Below are 22529 nucleotides of genomic sequence, written 5' to 3'. Positions count from 1 at the left end.
CCGGTGTGTCAGTTACTTCTTGGCGTCCGCGCTCCACTCGGCGGCGGCAGCAGTGTCGTTGCTGTCTCCACCGCCCCATTGCGCGGCGGCCTCGGCACTCCACTCACCGCCACCGTCGCCGCCTTCCCACTGGGACGGGTCCCACGCGGGCTTCGGCATCTTCGGCAGGAAGAAGATCAGCCCGGCCGCCGCGGCCTCCAGGGCCACGACCACCCAGATGCTGGTCTCGATCGCCGGCAGGTAACCAGAACCGCCGACCACCGCGAAGAACACGGTGCCGAGGACCGCGACACCCAAGGCGCCACCGAACTGCTGCACCGAGGTCAGCGTGCCGGACGCCGAACCCGTCTCCTGCGGGTCGACACCCGCGAGGATCAGCTCGAAGAACGGCGCCATCGCGAGACCCATGCCGATGCCCGCGAAGAACAGCGACGGGGACATCGCCCAGCCACCGACGTCCGGACCGCCCAGCTTGATCGTGAGGTAGAACGCGACCAGGCCGACGATCATGCCCGCGAGTCCGATGTGGATCAGGCGACGGCCGAGCTTCGCGGCCAGCCCGGCGCCGGACGCGGCGAAGCCGAACGTGGAACCGATCGCCTGCGGCAGCACCGCGAGCGACGCGCCGAGCGCGGTGAACCCGAGGCCCAGCTGCAGGTAGATGCTCAGCACCAGCGAGAAACCGGTGAGCGCGGAGAACAGCGCGAGACCGGCGACCAGACCGCCGTTGAACGCCTTCTTCTTGAACAGCGACGGCACGACGAGCGGCTCGCCGCCCAACTTGTCGCGGCGCCCCTCGTACCAGCCGAACACGAAGAACGTGAGCACACCGGCCACGATGGACACGAAGGTCCACGCCGGCCAGCCCTCTTCACGTCCCTGCACGACCGGGAAGACCAGCAGCGCGGCACCGCCGGAGGCGAGCAACGCGCCGACGAGGTCCAGCTTCTTGGCCGTCTTGGTGGCCTTCGGGAAGCACTTGATGGCACCGAAGATCGCCAGCAGGCCGAGCGGCAGGTTGATCAGGAAGATCATCCGCCAGCCGGTGCCGAACAGGTCGAGGTTGATCAGCCAGCCGCCGAGGATCGGGCCGCCGATGGTCGCGAGACCGAGGATCGGGCCGTAGGCGCCGAACGCCTTGGCCATCTCCTTGGGCGGGAACACCTCGGTGATGACGCCGAGCCCCTGCGGCAGCATCATCGCGCCGAACAGGCCCTGGAACACGCGGGCGGTCACCAGGACGGCCGGTGTCGTCGCGACGCTGCACAGCGCCGAAGCGGCGGTGAAGCCGATGGCACCGACGACGAACATCTGCTTCTTGCCGAAGATGTCGCCCAGCCGTCCACCGATGATCAGACCACACGCCATGGCGAGCGTGTAACCGGCGCCCAGCCACTGGATGAAGGTCGCGCCACCGCCGATGTCCGCCACGATGGACGGAGCGGCGATGACCGTGATCAGCGAGTCGAGAATGTCCATCGCGGTGGCCAGCAGGATGACGCCGAGTGCCAGCCAGCGCCATTTGAACGGCTCACCCTGGCTCGCGTTGGCTCCCGGCCAACCCTGCGCACCCGAATCCGGCGCCGCGTCGATGTTCTGGGTCATAGCTCCTCACTCAGTTTCTTCCGCTGCGCCAACGGCGCGGTGACGGACGAAGTCCTCGATCACCGGCACGACCGCGCCGGGCGAGGGCATTTCCTCTATCGCTTGCTTCAACCGGCTCGCCCGATCCCGGTAGGACGCGTCCTCCAGCAACGCCCGGCAGGCCTCGAGCACCTCGGCCGGTTCCACCTCCTGTGACTGGAGCTGCCTGGCAGCACCGAAGTCGCAGAGACGTCGTGCGGAATCCCGTTGCTCCGCCATGACTCCCGGAGCGAGCAGCTGCGGAAGTCCGGCGATCAGGGAGGACATGGTCGATCCCCCACCCGCGTGGTGCACCGTGAGATCACAGGCGGGCAGCACGGAGGTGAGCGGCATCCACCCGGCGGCGACGACGGCGTCGGGCAGCGGAGCGAGCTTGGCGACCGCCTCGTCCGGCATCGCGAGCACGAGCTCCACACCCAGCGAGGGCAGGGTGCGGACCAGCTCGTCGAAGATGGCCGGGCCCGCGGGGGAGTTCGGCAGGATGGTGCCGAGCGTGATCATGATGCGCGGGCGGTCGCGTTTTTCGAAGACCCACGAGGGGACCGGGGCCGGCGTGTCGTACTGGACACACCGCATCGGTTGTCCCGCAACGACATCTTCCGGACGGATGAGCGCGGGACACGTGTCGAGCACCATGTCCGGCTCCGGCAGGGAGTCGAACCCGAGCCTCTCCAGCTCGGGGGCGAACTCCACGGCCGTCCAGCCGTCGATGTCGGAGCGGTAACCGATGCCGATGCCGTTCTCGAACCACGGAATCCCGTGGAGCTTCGCGGCCACACCGGCGGAGAACGCGTGCGCCTCGCCGATGATCGCGTCCGGTTGCCAGGCCTCGGTGATGGCGAGCATGCCGTCGATCGTGCGGGCGGCGAGCCGGCCGAACCCGCGGCCGACCTGCTCCAGCAGGCCTTCCTCGGTGCCGGCCTGCGCGAGCTGGTTGCCCGCTCGGTCGTGCAGCATGACCTCGCGCATGTGCATGGGCCCGTAGGTGGCCACGTGCGGGAGCCCGGAGCCGTTGACCGTGGCGGCCATGCTCTCCGGGCTCGCGACGAGCACCTCGTGACCCGCCGCCCGCAAGGCCCACGCCAGCGGGACGACCGGGAAGTAGAGGCCGAACGACGGACCGCTACTCACTAGGATCTTCATGCTGACCACGCTATTCAAGCCGGATCGGGTGGCACTCGAACCGCACTGGAGCCGGATAACCCGATCGTGTCTTTCGGACCTGGGAGCGGTACCATTTCCGGTCGCTTCGACTAGCCCAGCGCGTTGAGCGCCGCCACCAGCGTCCTGGCCTGCACGTTCACGTAACGGCCGTGCCGCAACAGATCCGTCAACTGCCCGACGGTGACCCACGTGTACTGCGGCGGGACATCGGCGGGGAAATCCTCGTCCGCCTCGACGACGAGATAGTCGCTCTCGGTGTCGAGGAATCGCCCACCTTCCTCGGAATGCACCGTCGAGTAGTGGATTCTCGACTTCTCCGCGGCCAGCACGTGGTCGAGGAACGGCGGCCGTTCGGCGTCGTGGTAGTTGCCTGGCACGCACTGCACGGTCGGCCCCAGCTCCACCGTGTCGAGGAACCCACCCTCCAGCCGCGCGTGCACCAGCACGTGCAGCACGCCGGCGAACTGCTTCACGATGAACGCCGCGACGCCCCTGCCGTGCTGCTCGAACAGCGGCTGCGTCCAGCTGGTCACCTCGCGGTTGCCGGCGATCGCCCGCACCGCCACGCACCGGAAGAACTTCCCGTCCTCACGGCTGATCTCGTCCTCGGTGCGGATCCAGCCGGGCACCTCGCCCAGCGGCACGCGCGAGACGTCGATGTCGTGGTCGGCGCGCTGCCCGGTGAACCAGCTCAGCACGTCCGGTGTCGCCGACAGCGCGCCGGCGTGCGGGTCGCGGGAGGCCAGCAGCGCGGCCTGGAAGTCGTTCGCGGGCTCCGCGTAACCCGGTGCCGGCAGGCAGGAGAGCACCGTGCGCGAGTCCATGTTGACGAGGTTGTCCCGGTGCAGCAACGTGTTCACCTGGCCGAGGGTGAGCCAGCAGAAGTCGTCGTCGAGCGGGACGTCCTCGGTCACCTCGACGACGATGTTGCGGTTGCTCTTGCGGTAGAACCAGGACCCGTGCTCGGACTGCAGCACGTCGACGATCACCTTGCCGCGCTGGGCACCCTCGGCGAAGTACTCCAGGTACTTCACCTTGGCGCCCTTGTGCACGCGGGTGTAGTTCGACTTGGTGGCCTGCACGGTCGGGGAGAGCTGCAGCAGGTTCGGGTTGCCGGGCTCCATCTTCGCCTGCATCAGGCAGTGCAGGACGCCGTTGAACTCCTTGACGAGGATGCCGAGCATCCCGACCTCGGGCTGCCGGATGATCGGCTGGCTCCACGACCGCGTCGGCGTGTCGACCTTCAGGCCCTCGACGGTGAAGAACTTGCCGCTCTGGTGCCGGATGTTGCCGGTCTCCTGCTCCGTGTACCAGAGGTCCAGGTCGGCGAACGGGATGCGCTCGACGCGGAACGCGTTGGCGAGCCAGCGTTCGGTGAGCCAGAGGTCGAAGTGCTCGGTCTGCAGGAACGCGCCCTGCTCGGTGGCGGCGGACTTCGCGAGCCTCGTCGGGAGGTCGGTGTCCTCCCGCCTGCGCAGCTCCGTGGTGGACGGTGTCACGGCAACCTCCTGGGGACTCCCTCGACTCCGAAACGGTGTCCGCGCGCGCTCGAGCGTGAATCGGGAAGTGGCTGAGGAAAAGGGTTTCGAGCAGGTCGCGAGCCATTCGCGTTGGCGGGTTCTCACCATCGGGCGACCCAACATCGTCGTTTCCGAAAGGTCCCCACCGTGTCGAGCCAAGTAGCGAGTTCGTCGAGACTCCCGTCGCTGACGGGCATGCGGTTCGTCGCCGCGGCAATGGTCTTCGTCTTCCACGGCAGCCTGGAGTTCCTCTTCAGGACTCCTGAAGTGGGCTTCCTGTACATGATCGCGACGAGCACCGCCGGGTTCGTCGGCGTGTCGTTCTTCTTCATCCTCAGCGGGTTCGTGCTGACCTACTCGGCGCGGCCCGGCGACACGAAGGGGAACTTCTTCCGGCGGCGGTTCGCGAAGATCCTGCCCAACCACGTCGTCACCTTCGTCGCGGCGATCGTCCTGCTGCTGGTGTTCCGCCAGGCGGTCGACCCGGCCTCCGCGGTCGCGAACCTGTTCCTGGTGCAGTCGTGGATCCCGGACTACGACGTGCTGCTGTCCGGCAACGGTGTCGCGTGGTCGCTGTCCGTCGAGGCGATCTTCTACCTGTCGTTCCCGTTCCTGCTGGTGCTGATCAACAAGATCCGCCCGTCGCGGCTGTGGTTCTACGCCGGCCTCACGGTCCTCGCGGTGCTGCTGGTGCCGTTGCTGGCCAAGGCTCTGCTGCCGTCCACGCCGGTGTGGCCGTGGGGTCCCGCCTCCTACGCCCAGATCTGGTTCGTCTACAACTTCCCGGTCACGCGCCTGTTCGAGTTCGCGCTCGGCATCATCCTGGCGCGGATCGTCATGACCGGGCGGTGGATCGGCCTGGGCGTCAAGTGGGGCATCGCGCTCGCGTTCGCCGGCTACGTCGCCTCGCTGTTCGTGCCGTTCCTGTACGCGTTCGTCGGCGCGACGATCATCCCGCTGGCCCTGCTGATCCCGGCCGCCGCGGTCGCGGACGTCAAGGGGCGCAGGACGTTCTTCGCGCGGCCGAGCATGGTGTGGCTGGGTGAGGTGTCGTTCGCGTTCTACCTGGTGCACCGGCTGGTGCTGACGTACGGGCACTGGGCGTTCGGCACGGAGATCAACGCGTTCGGCGCGCTGGGCGGCAAGGCCTGGTCGGCACCGGTCGCGCTGGCGTTCCTGGTGGCGGCCTTCGCGGTGTCCCTGCTGCTCTCCTGGGCGTTGTTCTCCTGGGTGGAGACGCCGTTCATGCGCCGGTTCGGCCGTACGCAGGTGTTGCCCCTGCAGACCTCGCCGCAGGAGGACGTCGTTGGCGCGGTTCGCTGAGCAGGACACGAGAAAGGCCCGCCGGTCGGACCGGCGGGCCTTTCTCGTTCCGTCACCAGGTGACGGGCATCTCGTAGACGCCGTACATGACCGCGCCGTCCTTGTACTGCAGCTCGTTCCACGGCTTGGCGAGCTTGAGGTTCGGGATGCGCTGGAACAGCTTGGTGAGCACCACGGTGAGCTCGACGCGGGCGATCTCAGCGCCGATGCAGTGGTGCACGCCGTAGCCGAACGCGACGTGGTTGCGCGCGTTCGGGCGGGTGATGTCGAACTTGTCGGGCTCGGGGAAGGCCTCGGGGTCGCGGTTGGCCGCGCCCCCGCAGATGATCATGCCCTCGCCCTCCTTGATGGTGACCGGGCCGGCGTCGATGTCGGCCAGGGCAACACGGGAGGACGCGAGGTCGCCCGGCGTGAGGTAGCGCAGCAGCTCCTCGACGGCGTTGGGCGCGAGGCTCCAGTCGTTCTTCAGCTTCTCCAGCTGGTCGGGGTGCTCCAGCAGGGTCATGGCGCCGATCGCGATCATCGCGGCGCTGGTCTCGTGGCCGCCGTTGAGCAGCAGGCGGACCAGGTTGACGAGCTCGCGGCTGTCGTAGAGACCGGCCTCGTGGAAGCGGACGACGATGCGGCTGATCAGGTCCTCGCCCGGCTCCTTGAGCTTCTTCTCGAGCAGGTCAGCCAGGTAGCCGTTGAGCTCGGTGATCGCGGCCATCCGGACCTCGGCGGAGGACTTGCCGCCGAACAGCTTGTCGGTGCGGTCGTGCAGGTAGTCGTGGTCCTGGTGCGGGATGCCGAGGATCTCGCAGACGATCGTCAGCGGCACCGGCAGCGCGAGCGCCGTGACGAGGTCGACCACCGGCCCCTGCTCCAGCATCGCGTCGATCCGCTCGTCGACGATCTGCTCGATGCGGGGCAGCATCGCGCGGACGCGCTGCTTGGTGAACTCACCCGACACGGCGGCCATCCGGCGGTAGGCCGTGTGCTTGGGCGGGTCCCAGCCGATGAACGAGCCCTCGGTGCGGAACTGCGGCGGGATGTCGATGTAGTACGGGAAACCCTCGTGGCCGCGGTCGGAGCTCGCGTTCGGCTCGGTGAGGAGCTTGCGCACGTGCTCGTAGCTCGTGACCACGTACGCCTCGCGACCGGTGCGGAGCCCGACCTTCGCGATGGGTGTTTCCGGCCGGAGCTGCGCGTATTCCTCCGGGGGCTGGTACGGGCACTTGCGGTGCCAGGGGAAAGGCGTCAGCTCTGTCTCGGCGTTGGTCATGGCGGTTCCCTTCTCGTCAGCCGCGCTTGACCGTGCCAGCCCCGCGTGGAGATGCCCTGGATGTCCGCTCAACCGCTTTCGAGGGCCCTTCGAGGCCACGTCCGTAACGTGCCCACGCATGAACGTCACCGAGTTCGAGGTCGCCGTCCCTGAGTCCTCTGTGGACGATCTGCGCAGCCGTCTGTCGCTGACCCGCTGGCCCGACGCGGAGACGGTGTCCGACTGGTCGCAGGGCGCGCCGCTGTCCTTCGTCCGGTCCCTCGCGGAGCACTGGGAGCACAAGTACGACTGGCGTTCGGTCGAGTCACGGCTGAACGCGCTGCCCCAGTTCCGCGCGGAGATCGACGGGCTGGGCATCCACTTCCTCCACGTCCGCTCCCCGCACGCCGGCGCCACGCCGTTGCTGCTCACGCACGGCTGGCCGGGTTCGGTGCTGGAGTTCCTGGAGGTGCTGGAACCCCTGACGAACCCCGCTGACCCCGCCGACGCGTTCCACGTCGTCGTGCCCTCCCTGCCGGGTTACGGGTTCTCCGACAAGCCCACCGAGACCGGTTGGGGCGTCGAGAGGATCGCGCGCGCCTGGTCGTCGTTGATGACCGGGCTGGGCTACGAGCGCTATGCCGCGCACGGCGGCGACTGGGGTTCGTTCGTCACCGCGGAACTGGGCCACGTCGACGCTTCCAGGCTCATCGGCATCCACCTGACGATGGTGTTCGCCGGACCACCTGAGGAGCAGGTCGAGCTGACCCAGCGCGACTACGCCGGATTGGCCGCTCTCAAGGAGTTCCAGGCTCGCGAAGCCGGTTACTCCGCGATCCAGATGACCAAGCCGCAGACCATCGGCTACGGCCTCCACGACTCCCCCGTCGCGCTGCTGGCGTGGATCGCCGAGAAGTACTACTCCTGGACCGACCACGACCGCCCCTTCGAGGAGTTGGTCCCGGTCGACAAGCTGCTCGACGCGGTCTCGATCTACTGGTTCACCGGCACGGCCACCTCTGCCGCCCGCCTGTACTGGGAGTCGCACAACCGCGTGCCGATGCACCAGGTGTCCGTGCCGACCGGCGTGACGATCTTCCCGAAGGACGCCCGCATGCCCAAGGCGTGGATCGAGGCCAGGTTCGCCGACCTGCGCTACTGGAACGACGCCGAGGCGGGCGGCCACTTCCCCGGCATCGAACGCCCGGACGTCCTCGTCTCCGAGCTCCGCACCTTCTTCCGCCACGTCCGCTGAACAGACTGTGACGCACACCACAGCAGAATGAGAACCTGATTGCGGATCTCCGCGTCTTGCGGGGTGTGAGAGCAATCCGGGGTGAGCCGGTCGGCCTGGACGAGGAGCAGCTCGTGCGCCGTGTCGCACGAGGTGACCGCAGGGCGTTCGAAGAGCTCTACCGCCGCACCTCGCCGTGGCTGACGGTGCGGTTGCGCAGGCGGTGTTCGGACGAGCAGATCGTCGCCGAGGTGCTCCAGGAGACCTACCTCGCGGTGTGGCGGGCCGCCGGCGCGTTCGCCGGCACCGCCGCGGGCGGCAGCGCGGTCGGCTGGCTGTGGTCCATCGCCGCCCGCAGGCTGGTCGACGCGTTTCGCCGGCGTGCGCACCACGCCCAGCCGCCCGCCACCGCGGCCCCCGAGCACAGCGTGCGCGCCGCCGAGGACGAGGCGCTCGACGCCGTGCTCGGGGACGAGATCGGCGACGCGTTGCGGACGCTCGCCCCGGAGCTGCGACAGGTCCTGCGGGCAATGGTGCTCGACGGGTTGTCGGTGCGGGAGACCTCGGCCCTGCTCGGAGTGCCGGAGGGCACCGTCAAGACCCGTGCGAGGCGGGCGCGAATCGCGTTGCGGGAGGCCCTGTCATGACCGCGCACCACCCCGGCGAGCAGCTGTTGCGCCAATACGTGCGAGGTGACGACGTCCCCGCCGACCAACTGTGGGCGGTCGAGGCGCACCTCGAGAGCTGTGCTCCGTGCCGCGGCCGCCTCGCTCCCGACCCGATCGCCGAGCAGGTGTGGGCCGATCTCGCACCTGTGCTGGACCGAACCCCGCAGATGCCGCCGGCACGATCTTGGTTGCGGCACGTCAGCCACTGGGTGTCCCCCGTGGCCGGGCCGTGGCTCGCGATGATCCTCCTCGTCACCGCCGTCGCCGTGGCTCTGGACCAAGCGGGATCGGTGGCACGCGGGCAGATCTCACTGGTGCTGCTGGTGGCGCCGGTGCTGCCGGTGCTCGGTGTCGCCGCGTCCTGGGGCCGTGCCATGGACCCCGCCCACGAACTCACCGCCGCCACGCCGCGGGCCGGTCTGCCGTTGGTGTTCCGCCGAACCGTGGCGGTGCTCGCCGTGGTCGTGCCGGGTCTGCTGGTGGCGAGTCAGCTGACCGGAGCCTCGCTCACCCAGTGGATGCTGCCGTGCCTCGCGTTCACCACGTGCACGCTCGCGCTCGGTGGCCTGATCGGCATCACCCGTGCCGCCATCACGCTCATCGCGGGGTGGGCCGCCGGGATCGTCCTGCCGACGATCGCGCTCAGCCGCACGTCCGTCGCGCTCGACGTCGCCGCCACACCGGTGTGGGCGGCCGTCCTCGCGGCAGGGCTGATCGTGATCGCCGTCCGTTTCCGTACACAGTCGAGGAGTTCGTGATGCGTGCAGTGGGAGCCGAGGAGGTCGCACCGACCTCCCATCCCTGGGAGATCCAGGCCGACGGCCTGGTGGTACGGGTGGGTGGCAGGCGTGGCCGCAACGCGGTGAACGAGCTGACCCTGCGACTGGGCAGGGGCGTGCACGGACTGCTCGGCCCGAACGGCGCGGGGAAGACGACGCTGATCAGGACGCTGGCGACGGTGCAGAAGCCGAGCGCGGGCTCGTTGTCGCTGCTCGGCACCCCGCTCGGCCGTGCCACCGGACTGCGGCCGCTGCGCCGGCGGCTGGGTTACCTGCCGCAGCACTTCGGCTACTACAAGCGGTTCACGGTGCGGGAGTTCGTCGAGTATCTGGCGTGGTTGAAGGAGATGCCGCCGGAGGCGATCCCGGGCGCGGTGCAGCGCGCGCTGGAGAAGGTCGGGCTGGCCGACCGCGCCGACGACCGGCTCAAGACGTTGTCCGGTGGCATGGTCCGCCGCGCGGGCATCGCGCAGGCGATCGTCAACGACCCCGAGGTCCTGCTGCTGGACGAACCGACCGTGGGCCTGGATCCGGCGCAGCGGCTGAGTTTCCGCGAGCTCGTGGCCGAACTGGGGCAGCAGGCGTGCGTGCTGATCTCGACGCACCTGGTCGAGGACGTCGCGGCGGCGTGCACGGACGTGGTGCTCGTGTCGGAGGGATCGCTGGTGTTCCAGGGAACTCCCGCCGAGCTCGCCGCCGCGGGGACGACGGACCACGTGGGCGACAGCCCGATCGAGCGCGGCTACACGGCGTTGCTCAGCGCGGGGCCGGGAAGGAGTGGCTGGTGATGGGGCTGCGAATCGAGCTGCGGCGGTCGTCCGCGCTCTGGGCCGGGCTGCTCGTGGTCGTGTCCGGCACGGCGATGCTGCTGCTGCTCACGACGACGGCCGCGAAGTGGCAGGACAACTCGACTTCGGCGGTGCTGGAGCTGCGCAAGCCGCTGGCGTACGTGTGGGCGCTCGTGGTCGGTCTGGCCGTTCTGCAGGGCATGCGGGACGGCCGGGCACGGGTGAACGAACTGTTCGCCACCACCTCCCGTCCCGGCTGGGTCCGGCTCGGCACGCTCGCCTCCGCGGTGGCGGGTGTGGTCGCTGCGGCCACGTTGCTGCTGTGCGTCGGCGTGATCGTTCGCGTCGCGGCCGGCGGCGGGTTCGTCTCGGCCGGGTTCGTCCCGCTGATGCTGACCGTGGTGCTCGCCTTGGCGGGCAGCGTCGTCCTCGGCCTCGCGGTGGGACGGCTGCTGCCGCACCCGCTGGCCGTGCCGGTGGCGTTGGTGGCGACGTTCACGCTGGCCATGACGGCCGCCCAGGCGCAGGACGTGCGGTCCTCCGACGGCGTGATACCCCGCTTGGCGCTGCTGGTGCCCGTTCTCAACCCGCCGAGTTCGGACCTGGTGACCACCTCCACGTCGGTGGACCTCGGTCAGATCGTGTGGTTCACCGGACTCGGGGTCACGGCGTTGCTGTTGCTGGTGTCGCGGTCGTGGCGCGGACGTCTGGTGGCGCTGGTTCCCGCCGGGCTCGCGCTGGCGCTCGCGGTCTCGATCCTGCCGGCCAGGTTGTCCGACGTGCTGGTGACCGACTCGATCGCCGGACAGCTGGTCTGCGACGGTGAGGTGTGCGTGAGCCGGGTGCACGAGGCCGGGCTTCCCGCAGCCGCCGCGGTGGGCCGCGACGTGCTGAAGAAGCTGTCGGTGCTGCCCCATCCGCCCACCGCGGTCCGGGAGGACACGTCGGCGATGGCTCACTTCGAGGTGCCGCGCCGCAGCGGCGATGTCGTCTACCTGAACTCACAGCTCCATCCCTCCGTGCTGACGATGTCGCCGGAGCAGATGCGGCTCGAGATGTTCGCCGGAGCGGGAGTTCCTCCTTGCGCCGAACCGAACTCCTCCGACAGCCGGGAGTCCGCGGTGCGCTACCTGACCGCCGCCTACTTCACCGGGGAACTGACCGCGCTGCCGTCGGACCCGTACGTCTGGGGCAGCTCGTCCATGCGCTCCGCCGTCGAGGAGGACTGGCGGGCGTTCCGGAGCCAGTCGCCGTCTGAGCAGCTGGGCCGGGTGGCGAAGGTGCGGGAGATGTTGCTGACGTGCCAGGATCCCGCGCGGATCCACGACGTGCTGGTGGCGCGATGAGGCCGGTTGCTTTGTACGCGCGCTCTCGCAGTGTGCCCGCTGCCCTTGCGGCACTGCCGGTGGTGGTGTTCCTCGCGTGGTCTGCGATGCACTCGCCGTGGACGCCGTTGAGCGCGTCGCTGACATCGCTGGCGGCGGTGCTGGTGATCACGGCCGGTCTCGCCGGTCAGGACCCCGAGCTGGACCGGTCCACCGCGGTGCCGTGGCCGGCGTGGCGGTTCTGGCACCTGGTGCTCGCGGGCGTGCTGGCGGCGATCCCGGTGCTGCTGGTGCAGGAACTCGGGCCCGAGACGTTCGGCTTCGAGTTCGTCGTGCGCGACACGGCGGGCATGGTCGGTCTGGCGGGGCTGGCCGCGACGGTGATCGGGGCGAGGTTCGCCGCCGCGGCACCGGTGTTGTGGTGGGCCGTGAGCGCGATCATGCCGCCCACCCGGTCGGTGTCCGGCCGGGTTCTCACGTGGCCGCAGTGTCCTCCTGACGACGCGGTGGCGATGTGGACGGCGGGTGTGCTGTTCCTGAGCGGTGTCACCGCTTACGTGGTGCGCGGCGGTCGGCGCTGAGCTGCTGAGGGCTCACGCCGCGGTGCGCAGGTCGAAGCCGGGGACGGCGACCATCTCGGGCCGGATCGGGCAGTTCGCCGCGATCAGCCGCCGGGCGAGGACGTGGTCGACCGGCTTGTTGACGGACTCCACCCCGAGCAGCTTGTCGCCGGCGAAGCAGAACACCGAGAACGCGCCCGTCGTCGGATCTCCGGTCACCACAACGTTGTCGTGGCCGTCGGTGACTCCCGCGATCTGCACCTTCATCGCGTACTGGTCGCTCCAGAACCACGGCACCTGCGCGTACGGCTCGGCCGATCCGGTGATGACCGCGGCGACCGCACTGGCCTGGTCGACGGCGTTCTGCACGCACTCCAGCCGGATCTGCCGCGCCCCGTGGTGGAACCGCGCGCAGTCGCCCACCGCGAAGATCGCCGGGTCGGACGTGCGCAGCCACGGGTCGACCACGATCCCGTCGTCGACGGTCAGCCCGGCCTCGGCGGCCAGTTCGGCGTTCGGCACCACGCCGATGCCGGCCACGACGAGATCGGCGGGCAGCACCGTGCCGTCCGCGAGCACGACCTCGCCGGGCCGCACCTCGGACACGGTGGCGTTGAAGAGGAACTTCACCCCGCGCCGCCGATGCACCTGCACGACGTGTTCGGCGGTCTCCGAGGACAACACCCTTGACAGCGCACGAGGTTGTGCCTCGATCACCGTGACGTCACACCCGGCTTCGCTTGCCACAGCGGCGTATTCGAGCCCGATGAACCCGGCGCCGATCGCGACCACCCGACCCTCAGGACGCGCGGAGTCGGCGTCGGCGATGGTGCGGATCGTGTGCGCACCGGGAATCGGCCGCGGCCGTGATCCCGTGGCCAGCACGAGGTTCTCGTACCCGACGGCACGGCCGGAGCGCAGCACCACGCACCGGGCCGCGCGGTCGACGGAGACCGCGGCGTCGTCGAGCACGAGGGTGATGTCGTGCTCGGCGTAGTAGGTCTCCGGGCGGAACACCAGGTCGCCGAACCCGATGTCCCCTTGCAGGTAGGCCTTCGTGAGCGGCGGACGTTGGTAGGGCAGCACACCCTCGTCGCCGATCAGCGTGATGGTGCCGCGGTGTCCCCGTTCTCGCAGGGACACCGCGGCCTGGCACCCCGCCTGCCCGGCTCCCACGATGACAACAGCCGAGTCAGGACCGTCGGTCATCAGTAGTTCCCCAGGCCACCGCAGACGTTGAGCGCCTGCGCGGTGATGGAGTTCGCGGTCTCCGTGGTCAGGTACGTGACCAGGCCGGCGACCTCCTCGGGGGTGGAGTAGCGGCCGAGCGGGATCTTGGCGTTGAACCTCTCCAGGACGTCGTCCTCGGTGATGCCCCAGTGGTTGGCGTAGCCCTGGCGCACCTTGCCGGCCATCGGCGTCTCGACGTAGCCGGGGCAGACGGCGTTGACCGTGATGCCGGTCTTCGCGAGCTCCAGCCCGACGGCCTTGGTGAAGCCGACGACACCGTGCTTCGACGCGCTGTACGGGGAGGCGTAGATGACGCCCTGCTTGCCACCGGTGGACGCGATGTTGATGACCCGGCCCCAGTCGCCCTGGTTCATCCTGCCGGTGGACAGGACTTCCTTGGTGACGCGGAAGACGCTGTGCAGGTTGGTGTCGATGACGTCGGTCCAGATGTCCTCGTCGAGCGTCGCGATCTCGCCACCGCCGCCGCGACCGGCGTTGTTCACGAGGATCTCGATGCGGCCGAACGTCTCCACGGCCTTCGTGACGGCCTTGCGGATGTCCTCTGTGGACTTGACGTCACAGGTCGTGCCGTCGGCCTCGTACCCCTCCTCGCGGAGCTGTTTGACCGTCGAGGCGACGTTCTCCGCGTCGCGCGCGACCACGAACACCGCGTGGCCCGCCGCGCCGAGCGACTCCGCGACGGAGAGGCCGATTCCGCTGGTTGCGCCCGTGACGAAGGCGACCCGTCGAGTCATGGTTCAACGCTCCTCAGAGTTGCTTCTCGGGAAGGTGCACGACGAGCCCGTCCAGCTCCTCGGTGACCGGGATCTGGCAGCTCAGCCGGCTGTTGTCCTGACGGGGGCTCGCGGTCACACACAACAGCCCGTCCTCCAGGTCGTGCATGGCGGGCAACGGCCTGGTGTTGTCCTTGTCCACGTAGATGTGGCAGGTCCCGCACGTCGCGCCACCGCCGCACTGGGCGAGGATGCCCTCGACGCCGGCGAGCTTGGCCCCCCGCATGATCGAGTTGCCCGGCTCGACGTCGACGACCGACGACGTCCCGTCCGGGTGGACATAGGTGATCTTGGCCATCGCGGTGTCTCCCCACGGAAATCGGCTCGCCGGACTCCAGTCACAGTGCCCACCCGCCCTGGGGATCGCCTGGAACCGCGCTGGAACGCGTTCGAGACCTCCTCTAGGGCCTTTTGCGACCCTCACAACCCGACGCAACCGACGCGGAGGTCTTACCGTGCCCGACGCACTGCACGAGTTCCACGAACAGCGACCACAATGGTCCGCGCCGTCGGCGGAGGACGGACTCGAACGCGCCACCATCTCGGTGCCGCGCGACTACAACGACCCGCACGGCGTTCAGCTGACGATCGCGCTTTCCCGCCTCCGCGCGACGAACCCGGCCAAGCGCCGGGGTGTGCTGCTCTCGGTGAACGGCGGCCCCGGCGGCGACAACGGCGAGGGGATCAAGCTGCCGCTGGAGTTCCCGGCCGAGGTGCGCGCGTGCTACGACCTGATCGGGTTCGACCCGCGCGGCATCGGTGAGTCCACCAAGCTCTACAGCGAGGTCGCGGTGCCCGTCGCGCCGTTCGACTCGCGGCCGCCGGACTCGCTGTTCGACCAGATCGCCATCGACATGCGCGAGCGCGAGCTGGCGTGCGCGCGGGCGGGTGGCGACCTGCGCCCGCACATCACCACCCGCAACATCGCGCGGGACATGGACGTCATCCGCTGCGTGCTGGGCGAGGACCGGATCAGCTTCGTCGGATACGCCTACGGCACGCTCGTCGGCGCGGTCTACGGGTCGATGTTCCCGGCACGCCTGGACCGCAGCGTGCTCGACTCGTGCGTGAACCCGAACTGGACGTGGCGCGAGCAGTTCGTCACGCAGGCCGAGGCCGTGTACCGCAACGTGCAGAAGTGGGCACAGTGGACGGCCGAGCGCAACGTCCACTTCGGACTCGGTCGATCCGCCGCCGCGGTGCTGGAGACCGTCGAGGAGGTCGTCTCCGCGCTGGAGGAGATGGGCGCCATCCACCTGCGCACGTTGTTCGACGGCGCCGTGGGCACGCGCGCCACCGACCGCGCGCAGTGGGACTCGCTGGGCTACCTGGTCGGCGACCTGCGCAAGGCCGAAGACGTCGCCACCGCGCAGAAGCTGATCGCGGGCAACGGCACGTGGCGCCCGCAGGACACGACCGGCGAGCTCCGGATCGGGGTGCTGGAGGCCATCACGATGGAAACGGAGTGGCCGACCGACCTCGAGGTCTACTTCGCCGACATGCGTTACCACCGCGAGCACCACCCGTACGGCTTCGGCGTCTTGCGCGCGCAACCGTGGGTCGGCGCGTTCCGCACGTTCGAGAACCTCGAGGAGCCGACGTACCTCAAGCGGGTCGGCTACCCGGTCGGGCTGGTCGTGCAGGCCGACGGTGATCAGTACGACCGTTACGAGGGCGGTGTCGCGATGGCCGAGCGGCTCGGCCACCACCTGGTCGTCGTCGAGGACTCCGGTGACCACGAGGTGTACGCGTTCGCGGGCAACACCGCGCTCGACGACATCGTCAACGCCTACCTGGTCGACGGTGTGCTGCCGGACAAACGCATCGGCGTGCCGGGTTCGACCCCGCGGCCGGACATCCCCGCGGATGCCTGAACACGAAGAAGGGGCCCGGAGTGATCCGGGCCCCTTCTTCGTGTTCACCTGGCTGCGTCTCTCACCGCGTCCACGAGCTGGGCCAGCTCCACCGACTCGCCGGAGGTGGGACCGCCGGTCCGGACCGCGGACACGAAGCTGCGGGCCGCGTTCGTGTACTGGTCGTCGGGTTCGAGCGAGAGCTCCTCGCCACCGAGCCGCACGATCGGCGTGAGGTCAGCCGGCGGAGCATAGGCGCGGTCGACGGTGATGTGGCTTTCGCTGCCCCACACCGCGTAGTTCGCCCGGTAGGTGTGCTCCATGCCGAACGTGAGCTGCGCCGTGACGCCACCAGGTGCCCCCAGCAGCACCGATCCCGAGACGTCCACGCCGTAGGTGCTGTCGACCTTCAGGCTCGCGCCGAGCACCCGCAGACCGGGGCCGAGCATCAGCATCGCGGCCTTGAGCGGGTAGACGCCGACGTCGAGCAACGCGCCGCCGGCGAGGTCCTTGCGGTACCTGATGTCCCCGGACGGCCGGGGCGGGATCGTGAAGGCAGCCTCGAACGACCGCACCTCACCGACCGCGCCCGCGAGGACGAGCCGGCGCACCTCGTGGTGCTGGGAGTGGAACGGGAACAGGAAGTTCTCCCGCAGGACGAGCCCGCGCTCCCTGGCCTGGGCCACGAGGTCGGCGGTCTCCTCCAGCGACGGCGTGACCGGTTTCTCGGCCAGCACGTGCTTTCCGGCACGCAACGCACGTTCGATCCACACCGCGTGATGCGCCGCGGGCAGCGGCACGTAGACCGCGTCGAGGTCCATGCCGAGCAACCTGTCGTACCCAGTGACGGCCTCGCAGCCGTAGTCGGCCGCGAGCTTGCCGGCCTTCTCGCCGTCCCGGCTCGCCACCGCGACGATGTCCACATCGGACAGTCCGGCGAACGCGGGCAGCATCCGGCGGCGGGCGATGTCCGCGCAGCCGACGACCCCGAGCCTCACTCGCCGATCAACGCCGCTGGCCATGTCCGCGCTACCGCCGTCTCGTACCGCAACGCGACGTGGCTCGACGCGCTGACGATGTCGCGCCAGAACCGCTGCAACGGCGAGTTCTCGCTGAACCCGCTCGTGCCCGCCGCCCTGACGAGGGTGCCTGCCGCGTCGACGAGGCTGTCCGCGGTGAAGGCGGCGTTGCGCTCGCAGCGCGCCATCAGCCTCGGCGTGAACGTGCGCTCGTCGAGCACCTGTGCGTTCTGCTCCACCAGGAACCGCGCGGAGTCGATCTGCGCGGACGCCCGGCAGAGGTCGACCCCCTGGGTGGTGTTGATCTTCTTGCCCCGCATGGCGTTCACGGCCGCGTTCAGCGCGCCGTACGCGGCACCGACCGCGGGAGCGACGAACGTAAGGCCGCCGACCGCCTGGAACGGCGCGTTGTGCGCCGGCAGGTCGCTCGTGGTGTTCTGGCCGGAGATGAAGTCCGCGCGCAGAAACGACAGGTGCTCCGGCACGAACACGTCGTCGACGATCACGGTGTGACTGCTGGTGGCGCGCATGCCCGCGTTGTCCCAGCCTTCGACGACAATGAAGTCCTTGCGCGGCAACGCGAAGAAGCGCGCCTCGGGTTCACCGCCGGTCGCGACCATGCCGCAGACCAACGCCCAGTCCGCGAAGTCGACACCGCTGACGTACGCCCAGCGGCCGCTCAGCCGGTGACCGCCCTGGGTCGTCGTCGCCTTGCCGAGCGGAGGCTGCGCGGTGACGACGAACGCGTCCGGGCTGGTGCCCCACAGTTCGTCGTGCCCCAGCTGCGGGAGATGCGTGGCATATCGGGCGGAAAGCGCGGACAGCGACGCGCACCAGGCCGTCGAGGCACAGCCCTCGCCGACCGCGATGACGGCCTGGGTGAGCTCGCCGAACCCGCCTTCGCTGCCGCCGTAGGACTTCGCGACGAAGTGCCGGGCGAACCCTGCCTCCCGCACGGCCGCCACGACCTCCGGCGCGAGCTTGCGCGTCCGGTCGGCTTCCTGGGCGTGCTCGGCGGCGAGCGCGCCGACCTTCTCCGCTACCGGAACGAGACCGGTGTCGCTCATGCGGCTCCTTCCCTGGCCGCCGCCGCTGCGGCGATGGCGACGGGCGAGGGCTCGTCGCGGTGGATCGTGCGAGACCGGGCCTGCAGCCCGCCGTCGACGCGGACCAGCACGTCCTCGATGAAGAACGTGGGCTCGAACGTGACGTTGCCGGCCTTGTCGGTCCTGGTGACCAGCGAGCAGTACGAGACGTTGAGCGTGTTCTCGTCGACTTCTTCGATGACGTAGTGGTCGTTCCAGTGCCGCACGGCGGCACCGGCGTAGCGCGGCAGTGCGGCGTTGGCGCCGGCGATGAGCGCTGCCCTGCCCTCGACCTTCTCGCCGCGGTGGGCGTGGTCGGTGACGCCGTCCTCGGTGAAGGTAGCCGCGTACCCCTCGATGTCGAGCGCATCGAGCAGCCGCATCTGCAGCGCGTAGAAAGTCTTCACCTCGATGTAGGTGTGCACGCTGACTGGGGACACTACGACTCCCTCCTCCTGTGATCTGTGCCATCGACGATCCACACCGGTGCTGGAAGACCGGTGGAGGACGTCTCGTTCGAGGGCGCTTCTAGTTGGCGTGCAGTGGTTTCGCGGAAGCTGGGTCCGATTTGTCCATCACACCTGGAGGGCTCATGTCGGAGGCAACTCCCGATGTCGCCAAGTCCGTCACGGTCGAGTGCTCGATCGAGCAGGCGTTCGCGATCTTCGCGGAGCACCCGCTCGACTGGTGGCCGGAGAAGCACGTTTTCGTGCAAGATCGGCAATCCATCACCATCGAGCCCGTCGTGGGCGGCCGTTACTACGAGACCGGCGCCGACGGCCAGGAGATCGCCTGGGGCACGATCACCGAGTGGGACCCGCCGAACCGCCTGGTCATGACGTGGCGCGTCGGCCCCGGCTGGCAGCCGATCTACGAGGACACCAAGGCGTCGTTCATCAAGGTGGACTTCAAGGCCGTAGGCCCGAACACCACGAAGGTGACGCTGACGCACGCCGACCTGGACCGCCACGGCCAGCCGCTGGCCGGCCAGATCTTCGGCGCGCTGAACGGTCCCAGCCCTGGCGACACGCTTGCCAAGTACGCGACGGCGGTGCTGAAGCACGCACCCGCGAAGGTGTGACCCCTGCAGCGATTCGAAGCGGCCCACCACCCCGGAGGCTTGGGGTGGTGGGCCGCTTCTTCTCAGGCGCCGATCTGGTCCCGTGCGGGATCGGCGACCGCCACGACGCTCTTCACGTCGACCAACCGGGAAAGCTGCTTCACCAGCTGATCGGGAGAACGTCCGGCCGGCAGCCCCACCACCACGTCCATCCGGGAGACGTCGCCGCGCTCGGTGGGGTCGAGGCTGAGCGACTCCACGTCGACGCCGCGAGTGGAGAACAGCACCACGACCCTGGCGAGTGCGCCGGGAACGTTGCTCAGCACCATCGACAACGCATGTCTGGTCATCACAGATCCTCGTCGAACAGGGGCTTGATGCCCCGGACGGTCATGATCTCGTCGTTGCCGGTGCCCGCGGCCACCATCGGCCACACCTGGGCGTCCTCGCCGACCACGAAGTCGACGACCACCGGCCGGTCCCGCACCTCCATGGCGCGCATGATCACATCGTCCACTTCGGACTTCTCGGCGCACCGCAACCCGACGCAGCCCAAGGCTTCGGCGAGTGCGACGAAGTCGGGCACGCGCTGATGGGTGGACAGGCCGGTGTTGGAGTAACGGCCGCGGTAGAAGAGGTTCTGCCACTGGCGGACCATGCCGAGGTTGCCGTTGTTGATGATGGCGACCTTGATCGGGATGTTCTCCAGCGCGCAGGTGACGAGCTCCTGGTTGGTCATCTGGAAGCAGCCGTCACCGTCGATCGCCCACACCGCGCGGTCAGGCACGCCGCACTGCGCGCCCATGGCGGCGGGTACCGCGAAGCCCATGGTGCCGAGACCACCGGAGTTGATGAACGAACCCGGCCGCTCGTAACCGACGTACTGCGCCGCCCACATCTGGTGCTGGCCGACGCCCGCGGTGTAGATCGCCTCGGGGCCGACGAGCGTGCCGATGCGTTCGATCACGTACTGCGGCGCGAGTTTGCCGTCGGCCGGCCAGTCGTAGCCGAGCGGGAACCGGTCGCGCAGGCCGTCGAGGTACGCCCACCACGACGTGAGCACCGGGGCCCGCCGCACGGCCGCGTTCAGCGAGACCAGCACGTCCTTGCAGTCGCCGACGATCGGCACGTCCGCCTTGCGGTTCTTGGAGATCTCGGCGGGGTCGATGTCGGCGTGGATCACCGCGGCGTTCGGGGCGAACAGTTCCAGCACACCCGTGACGCGGTCGTCGAACCGGGTGCCGAGCGCGATCAGCAGGTCGGCCTGTTGCAACGCGGCGACGGCGGGCACCGTGCCGTGCATGCCCGGCATGCCGAGGTGCTGGCGGTGCGAGTCGGGGAACGCGCCGCGAGCCATCAGCGTGGTCACGACCGGGATGCCGGTGCGTTCGGCGAGCGTCCGCAGCTCGGCGGCGGCGCCAGCGCGGACCACTCCGCCGCCGATGTAGAACACCGGCCGTCGTGAGGAGGCGATCAGGTTGGCCGCGCGGCGGATCTCGTTGGCCGCGGGCGTGACCCGCGGGTTCCGGACAGGGGGTGCGGGTGTGTACGTGGTGGTGGCGGCCAGGACGTCCTTGGGGATGTCGACCAGCACCGGACCGGGCCGTCCACCCGCGGCGAGCGCGAACGCCTCCGCGATCACCGCCGGGATGTCCGCCGGATCCGTCACCTGGAACGCGTGCTTGGTGATCGGCAGGGAGATGGAACGGATGTCGGCTTCCTGGAAGGCGTCCGTGCCGATCACCGATCTGCTGACCTGGCCGGTGATCGCCACGATCGGCACGGAGTCCATGTAGGCGTCGGCGAGCGGCGTGACGAGGTTCGTCGCGCCGGGACCCGAGGTCGCGACGCACACCCCGACCCGGCCCGTGGCCTGCGCATAACCCGACGCGGCGTGCCCTGCGCCCTGCTCGTGCCGCACGAGCACGTGCCGGATCTTCATCGAGTCCAGCAGCGGGTCGTACGCGGGCAGGATGGCCCCGCCGGGAATGCCGAAGATCACTTCACACCCGGCGTCCTCGAGCGCGCGGACCAGCGAGCTCGCACCGGTGACGGTATCCACTTTTCTGGCTCTCCCCGATCGAATGCCGATCAACCGGCGAGCTGACGCTCCAGCTGAAATGCGGACGTCGGACCGTTCAGCGTGGGCTCGGAGCTGAGGATCGCGCACTGCAGCTGACGCAGGCGCTCCGACGGCTCCAGGCCGAGCTCCTCGATCAGGGTGTCGCGCAACGACTGGTACGCCTCCAGGGCACGCCACTGACGTCCAGCGCGGTAGAGCGCGAGCATGTACTGCGCGCACAGGTTCTCGTGCATCGGGTGTTGCGCGGTCAGCACGGACAGCTCGCTCAGCAACGACTGGTGCTTGCCCAGCCGCAGGTCCGCCTCGATCCGGGCCTCCAGCACGCCGAGCCGCGACTCCTGCAGCCGCGTGACCTCCATGCCCAGCCGGACACCGATCTGCACGTCCACGAGCACCGGCCCGCGCCACACGTCGGTGGCCGAACGCAGCAGCCGCGACGCAGACTCGAGGTCGCCGACCTCCAGCGCGCGCTGCCCGGCGACGGCGAGCCGCTCGTAGCTGCGCACGTCGATGGTCTCCGGCGCGACGTCGAGCATGTAGCCGCCGTAGCGGGTGACGAGCACGTTCTTCGCAGCACCCGCGCTGCCCTCCGGCAACGCCGCCTCGATGCGACGGCGCACCTGGAGCACGTATGTCTGCAGTGTGGTGAGCGCGCTTCTCGGCGGCGTGACCCCCCAGAGCTCTTCGATCAGCGTGGGCACGGTGACGACGTGCCCGGCCTGCAACGCGAGCAGGGACAACACCTGTCGCGGCTTGACCGCGCTCGGCGTGATCGAGATGCCGTTCTCCCGTGCCTCCAGCGGTCCGAGAACTTTGATCTCCATGATGGGAGCCCTCCCCAGTTCCAGTTTCAGCGTCCAGTTTCAGCGGCGGCTTGCTGTTGTTGTGCCATCAAGTTCACCTGAGGCGGGCTATCGAACGCCACGTAGCGCGGCACGACTCCGAGATGGCGAACTACCACTGCAGGCGTGAGATATTCACGGGGCCGGACGTACCCAAACAAACCCTATGGGTAATCACTCGAACACCCCTCGTGAGCAAACCGAAAAATACTCGTCCTTTTGAGCGAAATCTGCCCGGACGATGAACAGTCGCAGTATGCTCTGTACCGTTTCAGAACTTGAGCCGCGACAGGACCGCACTGTCTAGCATTTGCC

At 69.1% G+C, this 22529-nt stretch carries 22 protein-coding genes; 9 read left to right on the top strand and 13 right to left on the bottom strand.

Features of this window, described 5'->3' with window-relative positions; genetic code table 11:
• Positions 1-12: 12 nt before the first annotated feature.
• The 3 genes from G7043_RS28215 to G7043_RS28205 form a co-directional block, all read right to left on the bottom strand.
• A complete protein-coding gene (locus G7043_RS28215; RefSeq protein WP_166050602.1) occupies positions 13-1605 on the bottom strand; it encodes an MFS transporter in 1593 nt (530 codons plus the stop codon).
• Between the two features lie 6 nt (positions 1606-1611).
• Entirely contained in the window at positions 1612-2787 is a 1176-nt protein-coding gene (locus tag G7043_RS28210; RefSeq protein ID WP_166050600.1) for a nucleotide disphospho-sugar-binding domain-containing protein, read from the bottom strand.
• A 110-nt stretch (positions 2788-2897) separates the two neighbouring features.
• Positions 2898-4307, bottom strand: coding sequence for an NDP-hexose 2,3-dehydratase family protein (locus G7043_RS28205; protein WP_313888108.1), 1410 nt, complete (start codon positions 4305-4307; stop codon positions 2898-2900).
• Between the two features lie 168 nt (positions 4308-4475).
• Between G7043_RS28205 and G7043_RS28200 the strand changes: the two genes are divergently transcribed.
• Positions 4476-5651 (top strand): acyltransferase family protein, encoded by a 1176-nt coding sequence (locus tag G7043_RS28200; RefSeq protein WP_207311812.1) that lies wholly within the window; start codon positions 4476-4478, stop codon positions 5649-5651.
• A 52-nt stretch (positions 5652-5703) separates the two neighbouring features.
• Here the strand turns inward: G7043_RS28200 and G7043_RS28195 are convergent, their stop codons facing one another.
• On the bottom strand, positions 5704-6915 hold the full coding sequence (locus G7043_RS28195) for a cytochrome P450 (protein WP_166050596.1): 1212 nt from the start codon (positions 6913-6915) through the stop codon (positions 5704-5706).
• 118 nt (positions 6916-7033) lie between these two features.
• Between G7043_RS28195 and G7043_RS28190 the strand changes: the two genes are divergently transcribed.
• From G7043_RS28190 to G7043_RS28165, 6 genes are all read left to right on the top strand, one after another.
• Positions 7034-8149 carry an epoxide hydrolase family protein gene (locus G7043_RS28190; protein WP_166050594.1) on the top strand — a complete coding sequence of 372 codons (1116 nt, stop codon included), beginning with the start codon at positions 7034-7036 and terminating at the stop codon, positions 8147-8149.
• A gap of 74 nt (positions 8150-8223) precedes the next feature.
• Positions 8224-8775 (top strand): RNA polymerase sigma factor, encoded by a 552-nt coding sequence (locus tag G7043_RS28185; RefSeq protein WP_166051065.1) that lies wholly within the window; start codon positions 8224-8226, stop codon positions 8773-8775.
• Positions 8772-9554: a zf-HC2 domain-containing protein gene (locus G7043_RS28180; protein WP_166050592.1), complete on the top strand. Its 783-nt coding sequence runs from the start codon at positions 8772-8774 to the stop codon at positions 9552-9554. The genes G7043_RS28185 and G7043_RS28180 overlap by 4 nt, the downstream gene beginning before the upstream one ends.
• Complete coding sequence (locus G7043_RS28175; RefSeq protein ID WP_166050590.1) at positions 9554-10363, top strand: ABC transporter ATP-binding protein; 810 nt, start codon at positions 9554-9556, stop codon at positions 10361-10363. The genes G7043_RS28180 and G7043_RS28175 overlap by 1 nt, the downstream gene beginning before the upstream one ends.
• The gene (locus G7043_RS28170; RefSeq protein WP_166050588.1) at positions 10363-11709 is read left to right on the top strand and encodes a hypothetical protein; all 1347 of its coding nucleotides are present in this window, start codon (positions 10363-10365) and stop codon (positions 11707-11709) included. The genes G7043_RS28175 and G7043_RS28170 overlap by 1 nt, the downstream gene beginning before the upstream one ends.
• Positions 11706-12269 carry a hypothetical protein gene (locus G7043_RS28165; RefSeq protein WP_166050586.1) on the top strand — a complete coding sequence of 188 codons (564 nt, stop codon included), beginning with the start codon at positions 11706-11708 and terminating at the stop codon, positions 12267-12269. The genes G7043_RS28170 and G7043_RS28165 overlap by 4 nt, the downstream gene beginning before the upstream one ends.
• Positions 12270-12281: 12 nt before the next feature.
• Here G7043_RS28165 and G7043_RS28160 read toward each other — a convergent pair whose 3' ends face one another.
• From G7043_RS28160 to G7043_RS28150, 3 genes are read right to left on the bottom strand one after another with little or no spacing between them, the layout of a single operon-like run.
• Complete coding sequence (locus tag G7043_RS28160) at positions 12282-13457, bottom strand: NAD(P)/FAD-dependent oxidoreductase (RefSeq protein WP_166050584.1); 1176 nt, start codon at positions 13455-13457, stop codon at positions 12282-12284.
• Positions 13457-14233, bottom strand: a complete 777-nt coding sequence (locus tag G7043_RS28155; protein WP_166050581.1) for an SDR family NAD(P)-dependent oxidoreductase — start codon at positions 14231-14233, stop codon at positions 13457-13459. Before G7043_RS28155 ends, G7043_RS28160 begins: the two co-directional genes overlap by 1 nt.
• A gap of 13 nt (positions 14234-14246) precedes the next feature.
• Positions 14247-14570, bottom strand: coding sequence for a 2Fe-2S iron-sulfur cluster-binding protein (locus G7043_RS28150; RefSeq protein WP_166050579.1), 324 nt, complete (start codon positions 14568-14570; stop codon positions 14247-14249).
• Positions 14571-14727: 157 nt separating this feature from the next.
• Here G7043_RS28150 and G7043_RS28145 point away from each other — a divergent pair, with 157 nt between their 5' ends.
• Positions 14728-16146: an alpha/beta fold hydrolase gene (locus tag G7043_RS28145; RefSeq protein ID WP_166050577.1), complete on the top strand. Its 1419-nt coding sequence runs from the start codon at positions 14728-14730 to the stop codon at positions 16144-16146.
• 44 nt (positions 16147-16190) lie between these two features.
• Here G7043_RS28145 and G7043_RS28140 read toward each other — a convergent pair whose 3' ends face one another.
• From G7043_RS28140 to G7043_RS28130, 3 genes are read right to left on the bottom strand one after another with little or no spacing between them, the layout of a single operon-like run.
• Entirely contained in the window at positions 16191-17123 is a 933-nt protein-coding gene (locus tag G7043_RS28140) for a Gfo/Idh/MocA family protein (protein WP_313888107.1), read from the bottom strand.
• Complete coding sequence (locus G7043_RS28135; RefSeq protein ID WP_166050573.1) at positions 17120-18211, bottom strand: acyl-CoA dehydrogenase family protein; 1092 nt, start codon at positions 18209-18211, stop codon at positions 17120-17122. Before G7043_RS28135 ends, G7043_RS28140 begins: the two co-directional genes overlap by 4 nt.
• Positions 18208-18669, bottom strand: coding sequence for a nuclear transport factor 2 family protein (locus G7043_RS28130; RefSeq protein ID WP_207311810.1), 462 nt, complete (start codon positions 18667-18669; stop codon positions 18208-18210). The genes G7043_RS28135 and G7043_RS28130 overlap by 4 nt, the downstream gene beginning before the upstream one ends.
• Before the next feature lie 152 nt (positions 18670-18821).
• Here G7043_RS28130 and G7043_RS28125 point away from each other — a divergent pair, with 152 nt between their 5' ends.
• Positions 18822-19310 (top strand): SRPBCC family protein, encoded by a 489-nt coding sequence (locus G7043_RS28125; protein WP_166050571.1) that lies wholly within the window; start codon positions 18822-18824, stop codon positions 19308-19310.
• A 62-nt stretch (positions 19311-19372) separates the two neighbouring features.
• Here G7043_RS28125 and G7043_RS28120 read toward each other — a convergent pair whose 3' ends face one another.
• Genes G7043_RS28120 through G7043_RS28110 form a run of 3 tightly spaced genes read right to left on the bottom strand, consistent with a single transcriptional unit; the run spans position 19373 to position 22196 of the window.
• On the bottom strand, positions 19373-19639 hold the full coding sequence (locus G7043_RS28120; protein WP_086665182.1) for an ACT domain-containing protein: 267 nt from the start codon (positions 19637-19639) through the stop codon (positions 19373-19375).
• Positions 19639-21351: an acetolactate synthase large subunit gene (locus tag G7043_RS28115; protein ID WP_390828216.1), complete on the bottom strand. Its 1713-nt coding sequence runs from the start codon at positions 21349-21351 to the stop codon at positions 19639-19641. Before G7043_RS28115 ends, G7043_RS28120 begins: the two co-directional genes overlap by 1 nt.
• 29 nt (positions 21352-21380) lie before the next feature.
• Positions 21381-22196 carry an AfsR/SARP family transcriptional regulator gene (locus G7043_RS28110; protein ID WP_166050567.1) on the bottom strand — a complete coding sequence of 272 codons (816 nt, stop codon included), beginning with the start codon at positions 22194-22196 and terminating at the stop codon, positions 21381-21383.
• Between the last annotated feature and the right edge of the window lie 333 nt (positions 22197-22529).

Source organism: Lentzea alba, from assembly GCF_011067745.1.
In the GTDB taxonomy this organism is placed as follows: Bacteria; Actinomycetota; Actinomycetes; order Mycobacteriales; family Pseudonocardiaceae; genus Lentzea; species Lentzea alba.
The sequence above is the reverse complement of the archived record's forward strand: the minus strand, read 5'-3'. Positions and strand labels throughout refer to the sequence as shown.

Bases quoted from the DNA above. Each gene is read 5' to 3' on its own strand.
- G7043_RS28215 (WP_166050602.1), bottom strand. From the start codon at position 1,605: ATGACCCAGAACATCGACGCGGCGCCGGATTCGGGTGCGCAGGGTTGG.
- G7043_RS28210 (WP_166050600.1), bottom strand. From the start codon at position 2,787: ATGAAGATCCTAGTGAGTAGCGGTCCGTCGTTCGGCCTCTACTTCCCG.
- G7043_RS28195 (WP_166050596.1), bottom strand. From the start codon at position 6,915: ATGACCAACGCCGAGACAGAGCTGACGCCTTTCCCCTGGCACCGCAAG.
- G7043_RS28190 (WP_166050594.1), top strand. From the start codon at position 7,034: ATGAACGTCACCGAGTTCGAGGTCGCCGTCCCTGAGTCCTCTGTGGAC.
- G7043_RS28180 (WP_166050592.1), top strand. From the start codon at position 8,772: ATGACCGCGCACCACCCCGGCGAGCAGCTGTTGCGCCAATACGTGCGA.
- G7043_RS28175 (WP_166050590.1), top strand. From the start codon at position 9,554: ATGCGTGCAGTGGGAGCCGAGGAGGTCGCACCGACCTCCCATCCCTGG.
- G7043_RS28170 (WP_166050588.1), top strand. From the start codon at position 10,363: ATGGGGCTGCGAATCGAGCTGCGGCGGTCGTCCGCGCTCTGGGCCGGG.
- G7043_RS28165 (WP_166050586.1), top strand. From the start codon at position 11,706: ATGAGGCCGGTTGCTTTGTACGCGCGCTCTCGCAGTGTGCCCGCTGCC.
- G7043_RS28160 (WP_166050584.1), bottom strand. From the start codon at position 13,457: ATGACCGACGGTCCTGACTCGGCTGTTGTCATCGTGGGAGCCGGGCAG.
- G7043_RS28155 (WP_166050581.1), bottom strand. From the start codon at position 14,233: ATGACTCGACGGGTCGCCTTCGTCACGGGCGCAACCAGCGGAATCGGC.
- G7043_RS28150 (WP_166050579.1), bottom strand. From the start codon at position 14,570: ATGGCCAAGATCACCTATGTCCACCCGGACGGGACGTCGTCGGTCGTC.
- G7043_RS28135 (WP_166050573.1), bottom strand. From the start codon at position 18,211: ATGAGCGACACCGGTCTCGTTCCGGTAGCGGAGAAGGTCGGCGCGCTC.
- G7043_RS28125 (WP_166050571.1), top strand. From the start codon at position 18,822: ATGTCGGAGGCAACTCCCGATGTCGCCAAGTCCGTCACGGTCGAGTGC.
- G7043_RS28120 (WP_086665182.1), bottom strand. From the start codon at position 19,639: ATGACCAGACATGCGTTGTCGATGGTGCTGAGCAACGTTCCCGGCGCA.
- G7043_RS28110 (WP_166050567.1), bottom strand. From the start codon at position 22,196: ATGGAGATCAAAGTTCTCGGACCGCTGGAGGCACGGGAGAACGGCATC.